At 32.1% G+C, this 15,775-nt stretch carries 14 protein-coding genes; 13 read left to right on the top strand and 1 reads right to left on the bottom strand.

The genetic code is table 11. The annotated features are described in order from the left end of the window. Positions 1-71: 71 nt before the first annotated feature. The 6 genes from ispE (at position 72) to spoIIR (ending at position 6,084) form a co-directional block, all read left to right on the top strand. Positions 72-914, top strand: coding sequence for a 4-(cytidine 5'-diphospho)-2-C-methyl-D-erythritol kinase (gene ispE / locus bsdE14_RS04185; RefSeq protein ID WP_264848705.1), 843 nt, complete (start codon positions 72-74; stop codon positions 912-914). Between the two features lie 117 nt (positions 915-1,031). After that, positions 1,032-1,229: a CLC_0170 family protein gene (locus tag bsdE14_RS04180; RefSeq protein ID WP_264848704.1), complete on the top strand. Its 198-nt coding sequence runs from the start codon at positions 1,032-1,034 to the stop codon at positions 1,227-1,229. A 128-nt stretch (positions 1,230-1,357) separates the two neighbouring features. After that, positions 1,358-2,821, top strand: a complete 1,464-nt coding sequence (locus bsdE14_RS04175) for a spore germination protein (RefSeq protein ID WP_264848703.1) — start codon at positions 1,358-1,360, stop codon at positions 2,819-2,821. A 208-nt stretch (positions 2,822-3,029) separates the two neighbouring features. Continuing rightward, complete coding sequence (locus tag bsdE14_RS04170) at positions 3,030-4,133, top strand: GerAB/ArcD/ProY family transporter (protein ID WP_264848702.1); 1,104 nt, start codon at positions 3,030-3,032, stop codon at positions 4,131-4,133. Beyond that, positions 4,123-5,310: a Ger(x)C family spore germination protein gene (locus bsdE14_RS04165; RefSeq protein WP_264848701.1), complete on the top strand. Its 1,188-nt coding sequence runs from the start codon at positions 4,123-4,125 to the stop codon at positions 5,308-5,310. The genes bsdE14_RS04170 and bsdE14_RS04165 overlap by 11 nt, the downstream gene beginning before the upstream one ends. 72 nt (positions 5,311-5,382) lie before the next feature. After that, on the top strand, positions 5,383-6,084 hold the full coding sequence (gene spoIIR / locus bsdE14_RS04160; RefSeq protein WP_264848700.1) for a stage II sporulation protein R: 702 nt from the start codon (positions 5,383-5,385) through the stop codon (positions 6,082-6,084). A gap of 28 nt (positions 6,085-6,112) precedes the next feature. Here spoIIR and bsdE14_RS04155 read toward each other — a convergent pair whose 3' ends face one another. After that, on the bottom strand, positions 6,113-7,237 hold the full coding sequence (locus tag bsdE14_RS04155; protein WP_264848699.1) for an MGDG synthase family glycosyltransferase: 1,125 nt from the start codon (positions 7,235-7,237) through the stop codon (positions 6,113-6,115). 237 nt (positions 7,238-7,474) lie between these two features. On the opposite strand from bsdE14_RS04155, the gene ypeB reads away from it, so the two are divergent. The 7 genes from ypeB (at position 7,475) to bsdE14_RS04120 (ending at position 15,771) form a co-directional block, all read left to right on the top strand. After that, entirely contained in the window at positions 7,475-8,848 is a 1,374-nt protein-coding gene (ypeB, locus tag bsdE14_RS04150; protein WP_264848698.1) for a germination protein YpeB, read from the top strand. 267 nt (positions 8,849-9,115) lie between these two features. After that, on the top strand, positions 9,116-10,483 hold the full coding sequence (locus tag bsdE14_RS04145) for a Sapep family Mn(2+)-dependent dipeptidase (RefSeq protein ID WP_264848697.1): 1,368 nt from the start codon (positions 9,116-9,118) through the stop codon (positions 10,481-10,483). Positions 10,484-10,570: 87 nt separating this feature from the next. Further along, positions 10,571-12,472, top strand: a complete 1,902-nt coding sequence (locus bsdE14_RS04140) for a BglG family transcription antiterminator (protein WP_264848696.1) — start codon at positions 10,571-10,573, stop codon at positions 12,470-12,472. Positions 12,473-12,487: 15 nt separating this feature from the next. Continuing rightward, the gene (locus bsdE14_RS04135) at positions 12,488-12,943 is read left to right on the top strand and encodes a PTS sugar transporter subunit IIA (RefSeq protein ID WP_264848695.1); all 456 of its coding nucleotides are present in this window, start codon (positions 12,488-12,490) and stop codon (positions 12,941-12,943) included. Between the two features lie 25 nt (positions 12,944-12,968). Next, positions 12,969-13,286: a PTS fructose transporter subunit IIB gene (locus bsdE14_RS04130; RefSeq protein WP_264848694.1), complete on the top strand. Its 318-nt coding sequence runs from the start codon at positions 12,969-12,971 to the stop codon at positions 13,284-13,286. A gap of 124 nt (positions 13,287-13,410) precedes the next feature. Continuing rightward, positions 13,411-14,646 (top strand): PTS fructose transporter subunit IIC, encoded by a 1,236-nt coding sequence (locus bsdE14_RS04125; protein ID WP_264848693.1) that lies wholly within the window; start codon positions 13,411-13,413, stop codon positions 14,644-14,646. Between the two features lie 54 nt (positions 14,647-14,700). Continuing rightward, positions 14,701-15,771, top strand: a complete 1,071-nt coding sequence (locus bsdE14_RS04120; protein WP_264848692.1) for a M24 family metallopeptidase — start codon at positions 14,701-14,703, stop codon at positions 15,769-15,771. Positions 15,772-15,775 lie beyond the last annotated feature (4 nt).

The raw sequence follows: 15,775 nt of genomic DNA, 5'->3' as shown, positions 1-15,775 counted from the left end.
GCTTTATTTTTTTTATTGTTATATACTATAACATAGTACAATTTCTTATGTTATAGGAAGGCGGAATAATTATGTTAATTAAAGCTCATGCAAAGATAAATATATCATTGGATGTGGTGGGGAAAAGAGAAGATGGATATCATTTATTAAAGATGATAATGCAAATGATAGATTTATATGATTTAATAGAAGTTAATAAAATTAAAAGTGGAATACAATTAAGCTGCAATAAACATTATATTCCAGTTGATGAGAGAAATTTAACTTATAAAGCAGCAAAGATCTTTATGGAGGAATACTCTATAAAAGAAGGAGTAGAAATAAATATAAAAAAGAACATTCCTGTTGCTGCAGGACTTGCTGGAGGAAGTACAGATGTGGCTGCAGTACTTAAAGCAATGAATAATATTTTTAAGGTACAAGCTACTGAAGAGCAGTTAATGAAGCTTGGTGTGAAAATTGGAGCAGATGTTCCTTATTGTATTATTGGAGGTACAGCTTTATGTGAGGGTATAGGGGAAATAGTAACCCCTCTTGAGAGCTTCAAAAATCAAATATTAGTTTTAGTAAAACCTAACTTTGGAGTATCTACAAAGGAGGTATATCAAGCTCTAGATATATCAAGAGTTCAAAGACATCCAAGTACAGATATATTAATAAGTGGAATTGAACAAAACAATTTAAAAGTTGTTAGTGACAATATGAAGAATATACTAGAAAATGTTACGTTAAAAAAACATTCGATTTTAAGGGATATTAAAAGGGAAATGGTTAATATGGGTGCTTTGGGAGCACTTATGAGTGGCAGCGGACCAACGGTATTTGGCTTTTTTGATGATATGTTAAGGGCTCAAATATGTTATGATAAGTTTAAAACAAAATATACAGAGGTATTTTTAACAAGAACTATTTAAAATTTATAAATTTGGCATACTAATAAGGGTTGAAATCCTTGCTAGTATGCCTTTTTTATATATGAATATTTTATATAGTTACAGCGAAAAATAATTCAATAAGACAGGAGTGATAATATGAAGATATTCGGTTTAACAGATTTATATTTTACTATTCTCATGATTATTACGGGTGCTGTAGTTGGATTTTGGGATTATAAGACATTTAAAAGGCATGAAATGATGGATACAGCTAGAAAGGCAAAAATAATTGGAAGGGGATCAATTATAGTATCAGTTTTACTATTTATAATAAGTAAGTTTGTTGAGAAGTAATTTATATATTTTTAAGAGTAAATTTCAGCAGGAGGTAAAAATCCTAAATGGATTTTTACGGGTAATCCGCTAACGAGAGTTGGCACAAATTGATTACCCCGTGCTGTGACTGATAAGGAGGAGTGGTTTTGAAAGAGGAAATAAGGGATACAATTATGCCAACTGTTGATGAAAATCTATCTTATATCAAGGAAGAGCTATTTAAAGATGCATCTGATATGGTTTTTAGAGAATTTTACATAGCAAGCTGGAAGGCAGTGCTAATATATATTGATGGCATGGCAGATAAGATATTACTTGATGATTATGTTATGGAGACTTTAATATTTAAAGGGAATTTAATGTCTGATGTTAATGAAATTAAAGATAGACTGCTTACAGTATCAGATATGAAGGAAATGAAAAAACTAAGTGAAGGTATAGACGCAGTACTTTCTGGTGAAACTATGCTCCTAATTGATGGATTGGATGGAGTATACATAATTGCTACTCGTTTATGGCCGGTAAGAGGTGTTTCTGAACCATCTGGGGAAACAGTAATAAGAGGCGGACGGGATGGTTTTACAGAGACTATGAGATTTAATACTGCGTTGGTAAGAAGAAGGATTCGTGATACAAGATTAAAAATAAAGCCCAAAAGTTTAGGAGCTCGCTCAAAAACTGATGTAGCTATTTTATATATAGATGACATTGTTAATGAAGATGCACTAGATAAATTGATGAGTAGAATTGAAGATATTAAAATAGATGCTATATTGGATAGCGGCTATGTTGAACAGCTTATTGAGGATAATCAGTGGTCTCCTTTTCCTCAAATTCAAAGTACAGAAAGACCAGATGTAGTAGCAGCAGCATTGTACGAGGGAAGAATAGCGGTTTTGGTTGATAATTCACCATTTGCAATAATAGTTCCTGCCGTAATGCCTAATTTGTTTCAATCACCTGATGATTATTATCAAAAATGGATAAATGCTAGCTGGATGAGGCTAATAAGGCTTGTGGCAATTATTGGATCTCTTATACTGCCTGCACTTTATGTAGCCGTAACATCCTTTCATACTGCAATAATTCCTACAAAGCTGGCGTATTCCATAGCTGCTTCAAGAGAAGGTGTTCCATTCCCAGCCTTTGTAGAAACCTTAATTATGGAGCTTAGCATGGCTTTTTTAATTGAAGCTGTAATAAGACTTCCAAAAGCCATTGGATCAACAATTGGGATTGTGGGAGGCCTAATTATAGGTCAAGCGGCAGTTAGTGCTGGGATAGTAAGTCCTATTATGATAATCATTATTTCCATAACATCAATATCCAATTTCATAATAGGAAACTATGAACTCAGCAGTGCATTTAGATTAGCAAGATTTATGCTGATAATTTTTTCGGCTGTTATAGGTCTATATGGAATAATGCTTGGGTTGATTTTACTTTTGATACACTTAGTAAGGTTAAAGAGCTTTGGAATTCCATATTTGTCCCCAATAATAAGCCCTGATATTCATGATTTTAAAGATTTGTTTATAAGAATACCTCTAAGAAACATGAAAAAAAGACCAGAATATATGAAAACAAAAGATAAAATAAGACAAAAATAATATATCCCATGTTCTGGCTTATAAGGAGGTAAAAGTCCTAAATGGACTTTTACGGGTGACCTGCCGATGGGAATCGGCAAGAATAGGTTACCCCGTGTTCCGACTGATAAGGAGGTAAAAGTCCTAAATGGACTTTTACGGGTAATCTGCCGATGGGAATCGGCAAGAATAGGTTACCCCGTGTTCCGACTGATAAGGAGGAAATTATATGAAAGATAAGAGTTTTATAAATTCCTATGGTTTATTTAGTACGATCATAGTTACCGTTGTAGGGGTTGGAGTATTTGCTTTTCCATCACGACTAGCATCCGAGGTTGGAACTGATGGATGGCTTATTACTTTAGCTTCAGGGGCTATTACATATTTTTTGCTATATCTTATTTATAAAATAGAAAAAATAAATGATTATAATAATTTTTATTCTATACTGAACAATAACTTTGGAGATATAATGTCAAAGATATTTTCAATTTTCTTTGCTACATATACTATTTATTCTGTGGCAATAGGGATGAGAATATTTTCTGAAGTTATAAAAATGTATTTGTTAAATAATACACCAACAGAGTTTATTTTAATAGTAATGATTCTTACCGGGGTTTATCTAGTTAGAGGAGATCTAAAGGCATTAATTAAATTTAATGAGGTATGCTTTTGGTTGATGTTTATACCAGTAATATTTGTGCTATTTTTCGCAACTAGAGGGGGAGATTTTACAAATATTTTGCCTTTGATGACACATAAGCCTATGAATTATATTGTGGCATTAACTAATTCTACCTATAGTTTTGCTGGTTTTGAAATGGCATATTTAATTTTCCCATTTGCAAGTAATAAGGAAAAGATTCCAAAGGTCATGAAATGGAGTATGATATTTATTACCCTGTTTTATACCATAGTAATGATACTTTGTTTGGCTTTTTTTACAGAAAAACATTTGAGAACATTGTTATGGCCAACAATAACTCTTATAAGAGCAATTGTAATACCAGGTGCCTTTATTGAAAGGTGGGAAGGTATTATTATGGCTATATGGGTAATATTCTATTTTACAACCTTTGTGAATTTTTACTATTTTGCAGCTGATACTTTAAAGCATGCATTCAATTTAGGAGATGTAAAGGTATCTTCATTGCTGGCAGTACCTTTTATTTATCTTATTGCATTGTATCCAGATAATATTGTTGAATTATATACTTTTGAAAGTAAAGTAACTCCTATATTTTCATTAATTATTTTTATTGTACTTCCTTTGCTGCTTCTAATGTTAGGAAGGTCAAGAAGAAGGAGGCGAGTTCAAGATGAAGTTTAAGCGGATACTAGCTTTAATTTTATGTTGCATGCTTTTTTCTGGCTGCTGGGATAGGATTGAAATAGATAAAAAAATATTTATATCAACTATAGGTATAGATGCTGGAAAAGATATTGGTAAAGAAAAAGAGCAGCTTAAAAATATAAAGCCTTATGACCCTTTTCAAGAGAGAATAGAGAACAAAAAGCTTAGTATAACCTATGGATTTCCAGATATAAGTGAAATGGGACCTGGAAAAAGCGGTACTGCAAAGGACCAGTTTATGGTAGTAGATGCTTCATCCATGGAAGATGCAGATGTAAAAGCAGCAGGAAAAAGCAGCAGAAGCATATTCCTTGGGCATACGAAACTTATTGTTATAAGTTCATCTATACTAGAAGCACCAGATACTTTTAAAGAAATAGTTGATTATTTAAATAGAAATCCAAGCTTGAATAAGATGATGAATGTTGTTGTAGCAGAGGGTAAGGCTGAGGACTTTATTAAATATACGCCTAACACTGAAAAAAATATTGAAACCTTTATATCGGGACTTATGGAAGCTAGTAAGAAGAATGCTACAATACTGCCGCTTACATTAAACGAAATGCTAGTTTTATTAGATGAGAATGGCAGCGCTCTGATACCAAAGATAAGTATGGAGAAGGATAAAGGAAAAAATGAAGTAGTTTTATCTGGAGTTGCAGTAATAAAAAATTATGCTTTAAAGGGATTTTTAACTCCAGTTGAAGTATCGGATGTTGAGCTTCTGAGAGGAAAGCTTAAAGGTGGAAAGAAAGTAATATATTTAAATAATCACCCTTTAGATTATAGTATAGATGGTGTAGAAAGAGAGATAAAATTATATGGAGATAAAAACAAGCTTCAATTTAATATAAATATATCCTTAGAGGGTCAGATTAAGGGATATTATATAGATGATGATATAAATTCGAAGGAAAAATTAGGTGAAATTGAAAAGGATCTAGGGATGGCTATTACTCAAGAATGTGATATCATAGCAAAGATGCTCCAAAGAGAATTTGGAGTGGATCCAATTGGCCTTCGAGAATATTTAGAAAAACACAATCCTTCTCTTTGGAAACAAGTAAAGGGTAATTGGGAGGAAGTATATAAAAATGCAAGCATAGTTACCAATGTTGACGTTAAGGCTAGAAGAATAGGAATTTCAAAATAAATATTTATGTAGTGAATAATTAAAAGCAGCTTGGACATAATTAAAGACAGAAGATCGAAATGGGGGATTAAAATGAAAAAAGTTATTTCTGCTTTAATGTGTGTACTGCTTTTGTTTGTTGTTTTCACTAATACAAATATTGCTAAAGGTGCTTCAGATGAAAAACCTGCTGAGACAGATAGCGGAATTCTGCAAAAGTCTTTAGAAAAAAAACTTATAAGATTTCACGTTATTGCGAGTAGCGACAGTGCAGAAGATCAAGCATTAAAGCTTAAAGTGAGAGATAAGGTTTTAGAATATATAACACCAAAGCTAAAAAACTCAAAAAGCATAGATGAGTCTAGAAAAATTTTAAAAGACAATGATGAAGCAATAAGAAAAATAGCTGAGACAGTTATAAGTAAAAATGGGTATAAATATGGTGTAAAAACTGAACTGTCTTATGAAAAGTTTCCAGTAAAAACTTATGGAAACATAACTCTACCACAAGGAGAATATGAAGCTTACAGAATTATTATTGGTAACGGGAGTGGGCAAAATTGGTGGTGTGTTATGTTTCCTCCACTGTGTTTTATTGATATAACAAAAGGGGAAGTATCAAAAAAAGAAACTGAAAAAACTATGAAGACGGTTCTAACGGAGAAGGAATACAATGCTGTTGATAATTCTATTAATACTACAGAAAGTATAGAGAAGGCAAAGACAAAAGGGGATAATCAAATTCATATAAAGTTTAAGATTGTAGAACTTGCAAATAAGCTGTTCAAAAGGTAAACCCAGTAACAATATAAGTTACTGGGTTTTATGATGCAGAATTATTAATAAGCTGTTCTAAAAGCTTATATATATCATCGCCAGCACAAGGCTTTGAAAACTTGGCACAATTATTTTTTATTTCATTTAATTTATCAGGGCAAGCTAAAAGTTTTTCAATTGCAATTGCACAATTCTTTCCGTCACCTAAGTCAACAGCAAGGCCATGCTTTAAAAGAAATTCAGCATTTTTTTCTTCTTGACCTGGTATAGGTGAGAATATTGCTATAGGAATACCACATATCAATGCTTCAGTTATTGTAAGGCCTCCTGGTTTAGTTAATAATAAGTCGCAAGCCTGCATATATTTATTTACACTACCAGTAAAACCTATTATTCTTGTATCCTTTAACGAAGATTCCTTAAGTTTAGTTAGTTCACTATAAAGTTTTTTGTTGCTTCCTGTAATAACTAATATCTGTACATCTATAGGCAGTTTTAAAACTTCGTTATATATGTCTGATATTTTACCAATTCCTAGACTTCCACCCATAATTAAAAGGGTGGGTTTATCAGGGCTTAAGCCTAATTCGTTCATGGTTGCAGCCTTATCATGCTGTTTGATAAAGCTTGGATTTACAGGAATACCTAAGTCATGAATTATATCTCTATCAACACCTCTGGAAATCATCTCATCAATCATATCAGAATTTGAAACAATATAAGCATCAATTGCTGGTTGAATCCAAAAACTGTGAGGAGCGTAATCTGTTAATATTGAAATTGCAGGTATATCTATTTTTCTTTTTAGTTTAAGCACAGAAACCATTTCAGCTGGAAATGGGTGTGTGCAAATGAGTATTTCAGGCTTAAATTTATTTATAAGTGGCGCAATCCTAAAGGCAAGAAGTTCATTAACTTTATTGCTTACTGTAGCAAGACCATCATCTGTTTCGGCATAATCGTAAAGTTTACCGAATAATGAAGGAGTAGTTTTTATGGTTTTAAGATAACTGCCTATAACTACCTTGTCTATTATGGGATTTATGTACTTTAGAGTATCTAATATTTGGACTTCTGAATTTGGATTGTTAAGCATTATATATTTTTTTATTGCTTCTGCGGCCTGAACGTGTCCGGCCCCTGCAGAGATTGAGAGTATCAATGCCTTCATTTTATCCATCCTTTAACTTAAGCTACATAGTTTATTTAGAAACATTTGTAATATATCATTTAGTCAATAATCTAATTATATATAATACTTTGGAATTAATAAACATATTTTTGATTTTTTAAGAAAAAATTAATGTTATATATATATTATAAACCATGAATAATAAAAAATATTACTACAGATACTAAATGAAGAAAAAAGTGGTAAGAGAAAAGAAAGAAATACAGGAGGGTTAATATGCAATTTACTAGAAAAAGAATTATTTATACTATTGTAGTTACTCTTATAGTAGTTTTTTCTACTACCTTTGCAGTTTTAATGACATTAGAAAGAATGGATTATAGAAACTATCTTCAAGGGGAGTACAGCAAGAATATGTACGAATTGATTACATCTGTAGATAATATAAGATTGAATCTAGCAAAATCAGCAATTGCTGGTTCTAGAGAACAAAAGATTATAACCTTTGAGGAAATTTATAGGCATAGTAGTATGGCAAATGATAAGCTGCATTCTCTTCCAATACCTCAAGAAAACATTGAGGGTACAAGTAAATTTCTTGCACAGGTAGGAGATTTTTGCTACAGCTTGGTAAGGGCTTCAGCAGAAGGTAGGGATTTAACTGATGAAGAATATAATAATTTAGATAGATTAAAGAACGAATCCTACAATCTACAGGCGTCACTTAACAACTTATTAACAGATATAAATCAGGGAAAAGTTAAATGGGGAGAAATAAGAAAAAAAGCTAGCGGAGTATTTGCTAAAAGCGGTGGTGAAAATGCAGTATCACAAAAGTTTACAACCATACAAAAACAAGTGGCTCAATATCCAGCACTAATCTATGATGGACCTTTTTCTGATAATATACTTGAAATAAAACCAAAAATATATAATGAAAAGGATGTAACTGCTGATCAAGCAAAAGAAGTAGTAAATGCTGCAATTGGAAAAGATAAGATACAAAATATTGAACTTAAAACTGATGGTAATAATTCCAAAATAGATTCCTACAGATTCTATGTAACAATAAAAGGTAGAGATGCTAAAGCTGATAAAGTGACCTGTGAGGTTAGTAAAAAAGGTGGAAAGATAGTTTATTTACTTGATAGCAGAAGCGTAGGAAATGCTACCATTGATGTTAAAAAGGCAGCTGATATTGGAACTAAATATTTGGAGAACTTAGGATTTAAGGGAATGTCACCTTCTTATAATTTAAAATATGATAATACAGTAGTAATAAACTATATATATAAGCAAGATAATGTGGTAATTTATCCAGACCAAATTAAATTGAAGATTGCTTTAGATGATGGAAGCATTGTTGGTATAGAGGCAGAAAAGTATCTTGTATCTCATGAAGATAATAGAAAAATCACTGCACCTAAGATTTCAGGTGAAACTGCACAGAGCAAAATAAGTAAAAGGCTTACAATTAATAATATAAGGCTTGCTATAGTTCCTACTGAATCTAACACTGAGGTTTTGTGCTATGAATTTTCCGGGAAATATAAACAGGATAATTTTATAGTATATATTAATGCAAGCAATGGGGTTGAGCAAAGGATAATCCAAATTATGAATACCCCTAATGGTGAACTTACTATGTAAATTGTAAATCAGGAGTAAAAGGTATTACTAATGACTTTACTGCTTAGAAAAAATAGTGTATATAATTTCTCATAATATAATGAAAATACATAAGTACTAGATAAATTTTATCTAGTATTTTTTTTGCATGTTTAGTGTTAAAGGATATAAGGATAATGTTATAGCTTAGTGATATATTGAAAGTAAAAGAATAAAATTCAAAAATTAATTATATGATTTTAATTTTTCTTATTCTTTGTTGATTAAAGTAAATTAAGGAGGACAAATATGTTGAATTTTTCTATAGAAGCTGAAAAATATCGAGAAGAATTTTTACAGCTTCTAGAACAGTGGGTTAGCATAAAATCTGTATATGACTCAGAAAGTATATGTGACAATAGGCCTTTTGGAGAAGGTGTTGACAAAGCTCTGAAGTGGTTTATAAATATAGGAAATAGTAATGGATTTGTAACAAAAAATGTGGATGGTTTTGCAGCTCATATAGAATATGGTATCGGAGGAGAATATGTATATGCCTTTGGTCACTGTGACGTAGTGCCTGAAGGAGATGGCTGGAGTAGTAGCCCTTATAAGCTTTCAAAGACTGGAGATAAGCTTGTAGGCAGAGGGGTTATAGATGATAAGGGGCCAGTATTAGCGGCCTATTTAGCTCTTAAACTCTTAAAGGAAAATAATATTAAACTTAATAGAAGAATAAGGGTTGTTGCAGGTGGTAATGAGGAAAATGGATTTAGATGTATAAGACACTACTTTGAAAGTGAACCTTGGCCTACGTATGGATTTACCCCAGATGCTAAATTTCCTGTTATTAATGGAGAGATGGGAGCAGCTGTAATAAATATTAGTGGGAATATTGGTAATAAGGATTTAGTAGTCTTAGGTGGGGAAGTTCATAACACTATACCAGATTATGTTATAATAAAGAACTGCAATATAGATGAAAAGAGCTATAAAATTAGAGAGCTTTTAAAAAGTGAAAGCTTGGAATGCAACTACTTCAATGATGGCATAAAGCTAATTGGAATAGGAGGGCACTCTTCAAAGCCTGAAAGGGCAAATAATCCTATAGAAAAGTGTTTTAAGCTTTTGAATAGTATTATGGAAGAAAAGTGGTCTTGTGAATTTGATAAGTTGTTTTCAGGAGGCAACCTAAGTGGAACTATTTTTGGATTAAATATAAGAGGGAAATGTGGAACTACAAAAATAGTGCCTACAATAATCAAAATAGATAAGGGTATAATTAACCTACAATTAAGCGTGAGATATCCAGAACTATTTGCAGCTGAAGAGATAAGAGCAGCTATAAAGGATTATTTTATAGAACAAGGTTTAAATGATTATTGTATTTATGTTAATAATATTAAAAGCCCTAACTATGTTGATGAAAACTCGCCTCTAGTTAAAAAATTATATAATATATACGTAAAGCATACTGGAGATATTACAAATAAAGTTAGAGTAACTAGTGCAGGAACCTATGCTTCAGAAATGAAGAATTCAGTGATATTTGGAGGAGAGTTCCCCAATGGCTCTTCAGGTAATGCGCATATGGCTAATGAGTATGGAAGTGAAGATGCTTTTATTAAATCCATAGGAATTTATGCAGAAGCTTTTTACGAATTATGCAAGTTATAATTAACATTATGGCACTTAATAGGACATTGTGTATAAACACAACTAAGCAGAAAATGTTTACAATAGGTATATAGGATGGTGGATGAAATGATTAGTAAGAAACATTCTATGATAGTTAAATATCTTATCGAAAAAAATGAATATGTTACAGCTGTAGAGCTGGGTCAGCTCATTGAAGTTTCTGTAAGGACTGTAAAAAGATATATTAAAGATTTAAACTATTATCTTAATAAATCTGGTGTAGAGATATCCTCAGTTAAAGGGATTGGATATAAGCTTCAAGGTTCTGCTAAAGAAATTAAAAAGATTTCTGAAGAGGTAAGTAAATTTCTTGAAGGGCTTCAAATGGATGATTCCTTAGAAGGAAGAATAACAAAGGCCATATGTGTATTTTTAAACTATGAATATGTAAATGCAGAAGAGCTTAGTGATAGGCTGAACTTAAGTATACCTAGCACAAATAAACTTATTACAAATGTAAAGGATATACTTAAAAATTACGATTTAAAAATAATATCCAAGCCCCATTATGGCAGTAAAATAACTGGTGATGAAATTAAAATAAGATCCTTAATGCTTAACTATGCCATTAAAATTCACGAGAATTCTCTTACTGAAGTTAGAATAGAAAATATTCTTGATGAGGAAATACTGGATATTGAAAAAATAATATCAGAGGCTTTAAAGAAAAATGATGTAATTGTTTCTGATAAGGACTTTAATGAACTACTTACTAGAGTTATTGTTTCAGCATCAAGAATAAGAAATAAGAGAGTTATAAGTAATAGTGCTATTAAGGACAGCTTTAAGCTAGAAAACTATGAACTAATACAGGAAATTATGGAAAAGGTTGCTGATAATTTAAAGCTTGTGATTGATGAAAGAGAAATACAATATGTATCCTCCAGCTGCGGTATAGTGGCCTATAATTACAATACAAGGAAAACTTTAATAAAGGATACAAATGACGAAGTAAATAAGTTTGCTGATGAAACTCTTCAGGAGCTCAGTATAATTACTGGTATTGATTTTAGAAAGGATATAGATTTTATAAATGCTTTTATTATGCATATTAAAATTTATATAAATAGGTTTAGAGCAGGGGTAAAAGCTAAAAATCCACTACTAAGCCAGATAAAGACCAAGTTTCCCATGGAAACAAATTTAGCTACTATAGTTGCTAAGAAGCTGGAAGAGGAATTTAATGTTACATTAGATGAAGATGAAATTGGATTTATTGCAATGCATTTTGGAGCTGCCTTTGAAAGATCAAAGGATAAGGGTGGTAAAAAGGTATGTATAATTTGCCACTATGGAATAGGAACTTCTAGACTGCTGGCTGAAAAACTTAAAAGAAGAATAAGTGATATCAATATAATTGGTACCTATCCTGTAAGATACTTGGATATGGCATTAGAACAGGATATAGATTTTATAGTATCTACAGTAAAATTAGATAAAAGAAATTTTAAAATACCTGTGCTCTATATTGAAAATGTCTTTTCAGATGAAATAATTAATGAGCTGAATCAAATATTCAATGAGAAGGATGAGAGAAAAAAAATACTCCGTGATACTTTTAATAGAGAGGCGTTTTTTAAAATTAGTGCTGAAAATCGTGAAGAGGCAATTGAAAACTTAGGCAGAGCAATGAAATCCAAAGGTTTTATAGATGATGAAGTTATTGCAAAAGTGTTTGAAAGAGAAAATATGTCATCTACTGATATTGGTCATTTAGTGGCAATACCACATACTATTCTGGATGGAGAATATAAGTCCATTATAGGAGTAGGAGTGTTGGAAAAGCCTATAATATGGCATAAACAGGAGGTGCAGCTCATATTCATGGTTTGTTTTAATAGAAAAGAGAGCTACAATTTTCCAGTATTCAAATATCTATATAACTTTATTGAAGATGAAGGCGATGTAAGAAGTGCACTTAAGCTTTTTAGTTTTGATAAGCTTATGGAAATACTAGATGCGAAATAGAGGGATGATTAAGTTATGAGTGAAGTGTTTACAAGGGAACACATAAGTATAAATGTAGATTTAGAAAATAAAAATGATTACTTAAAGTATATAGCAGGCTTAGCTGTAAAGCTTGGAATAACTAAGGAAGAGAATGGAGTTTACGAAGGGCTTATTGAAAGGGAACAGGAATTTGAGACTAATCTTGGCTTTGGAATTGCAATTCCACATACAAAATCATGTTTTGTATGCAAACCTGCAATAATAGTAATAAAACCAAAAGATCAGGTTCACTGGGGTGGTGATTATGAGGAGAATGTAAAGATTATTATAAGTATACTAAGTCCAGACAAGCAAGAGGACAATATTCACATTAAACTTCTTGCCAGCCTTTCAAGAAAGCTTATTTATGATGAGTTTAAGAATGCTCTAGTAAATGCTCTTAGTGAAGAAGAAATTTATAAAATGGTTGAGGAAGCTTTAAATAGTTAGTCTATAAATTTAAGGAGGAATAGATATGTCAAAAAAATTAGTAGCACTATGTGCCTGCCCTATGGGATTAGCTCATACTTTTATGGCAGCTGAGGCAATAAAGAAGGCTGCACTGGAAATGGGTTATGAAGTAAAAGTTGAAACTCAAGGAGCTGATGGCATTCAAAACCAGCTTACGCCAAAGGATATAAAGGAGGCAGATATAATACTTCATGCAATTGCAGTAACTCCTCAAGATATGGAAAGATTCGAGGGGTATGAACTTTATGAGGTTGGGCTTCAGGAAGTTATTAAAAATCCAAAGGGAGTGATAGAGGAGATTGAAGAAGATTTAGCTCAATAAAAAAAAGCTCCTAAATCTCTGCAACAAGATTACAAGGAGCAAACAAATAAACTCATATATATAATAACCTATTTTTTAAAAACAATCTACAATAAAAATTTAATATTATAGGTGGAGGGGTAACATGGTAGTTAAGAAAAAAGTAGTTGGCTCAACTACGGGGAGCAATAATAATAATAATGAAAATAAAAATGTATCAACAAAGAATTCTGCTTGGACAGAATTTAGTAAGCATATAATGACAGGAATATCCTATATGATTCCAGTACTTATAATGGGAGGTCTTATCGGGGCTATATCTCAGCTAATACCATACGTATTCTTTAAAATAGATCCTTCAATTTCTATATTAGATGCTATAAATTCAGGCAAATATACCGGTATGAGTTTTTCTCTTCTTCAATTAGCCAATATAATGGAGAGCTTCGGGTTTACGCTGTTTGGTTTTGCAATTCCACTATTTGCAGCATTTACAGCTAACTCCATAGGTGGGAAAACTGCACTTGCAGCAGGATTTATTGGAGGTTATGTAGCTAACAAGCCTGTAGCTATGCTAGCTTCAGCTGATGGTAAATGGATAACTAAAGCACCAGTTGCTTCAGGTTTTCTAGGTGCAATATTAATTGCTTTTATAATCGGATATTTTGTAAAATGGCTTAATAATAAAATTAAAATGCCTCATAACTGGCTAGCATTTAAGACTACATTTTTAATACCACTAATATCTGCTGTTGCTTGCATGATTTTAATGGTATTTATAATCACCCCATTTGGCGGATGGGTGAATAGCCTTATAAAGAGCTTGCTTCAAGCAGCAGGAAGTACCGGTCAATACGTTTATGCTCTAGTATTATCAGCAACAACTGCTTTTGATTTAGGAGGACCAGTAAATAAAGCTGCTGGATTTGTTGCTCTAGGCTTCACAACAGAGAAAGTTTTACCAATAACAGCTAGATGCCTATCAATAGTAATACCTTCCTTTGGACTTGGGCTAACAACACTAATAGATAAAAAGCTTGTAGGCAGAAGAGTATATGACAAGCAATTCTACCAAGGAGGAAAGACAGCAATATTCCTAGCATTCATGGGAATTTCAGAAGGCGCTATACCATTTGCGCTTGAAAGACCAGCTTTTACAATACCTCTTTATGTAGTTGGTGCTATGATTGGTTCTATGACAGCTATTGCACTAGGTGCAGTACAATGGTTCCCTGAATCAGCTATATGGGCTTGGCCATTAATTAAAGGTATTGTTCCTTATATTACTGGATTAATAGTTGGGTCAGTGTTCATAGCAGTTGTAAACATATATTATAGAAATAAGCTTATAAAGGACGGTAAGCTTGTAGTTAATGAATAATTAGATATTTGGAGAACTGATTTTAATCAGTTCTCTTTATTCTAGGAGGAGAATATGGATTTAAAAAGCAGAATTGAAAGAGTTAGAAATCAATTTATAGTTCATGATACAGAGGCAATACTTATTAGCAGTCCTAGCAATAAATTTTATCTTGGAAATCTATATAGTAGTTCTGGATACATTCTTATAACTAGACGGAGTCAGTATTTAATAGTAGATTTTAGATATTATGAAGAGGTAAAAAATGAAAGCTGCATATTTGAACCTGTACTTATGTCTAAGGAAAACAATATATACAAAATAATAAACCTTATAATTTTAAAGGAAGGAATTAAAAGAATTGGATTTGAAGGCCAGGAGATTAGCTATGATTTATATAGTGAGTTTAGCAAGCTGCTGAAATGTGAGCTGTTTTCATTGGATTTATCAAAAATAAGAATGATTAAGGATGCAGATGAAATTGAAAATATAAAAGCAGCCTGTAAAATTGCAGATGATGCATTTAATCATATAGTAGGATTTATAAAAGATGGAATTAGTGAAAGAGAAGTAGAAAATGAATTAGTAAGATATATAAAACAAAGAGGCGGTGAAAAGGAATCCTTTGATACCATTGTGGCTTCGGGAATCAGGGGGGCTTTACCTCATGGCAAGGCTAGTGAAAAAACAATCAAAAGTGGCGAACTTATAACTATGGACTTTGGAGTTAGGTATAAAAATTATTGTTCAGATATAACAAGAACTGTAGCATTAGGAACTTGCCAAGAATTATTGATTAATATTTATAATCTAGTTAACTTTGCGGGTAAGGAAGCAATAAAAGGTGCTAAACCAGGAGTAACTCTAGGCTACTTGGATTCAACTGCAAGAGAGATTATTGAAAAAGGGGGATATGGGAAATATTTTGGACATAATTTAGGTCATGGGCTTGGAATTCAAGTGCATGAATATCCCGCAGTAGCTCCTAACAGTGATGAGGTTTTAATTGAAGGTATGGTAATAACTATTGAGCCTGGTATATATTTGCCTGGTGTAGGGGGAGTAAGAATTGAAGAGGATATTTTAATAACTAAAGGCGGAGGAGTATCTTTGACTAACAGTTCAAGAGAGCTAATTACTTTATAGGGGT

Origin of the sequence: Clostridium omnivorum, assembly GCF_026012015.1 — a bacterium.
Taxonomy (GTDB): Bacteria; Bacillota; Clostridia; order Clostridiales; family Clostridiaceae; genus Clostridium_AX; species Clostridium_AX omnivorum.
Note: the sequence above shows the minus strand (reverse complement) of the source record. Positions and strands in the feature narration are given on the sequence as shown.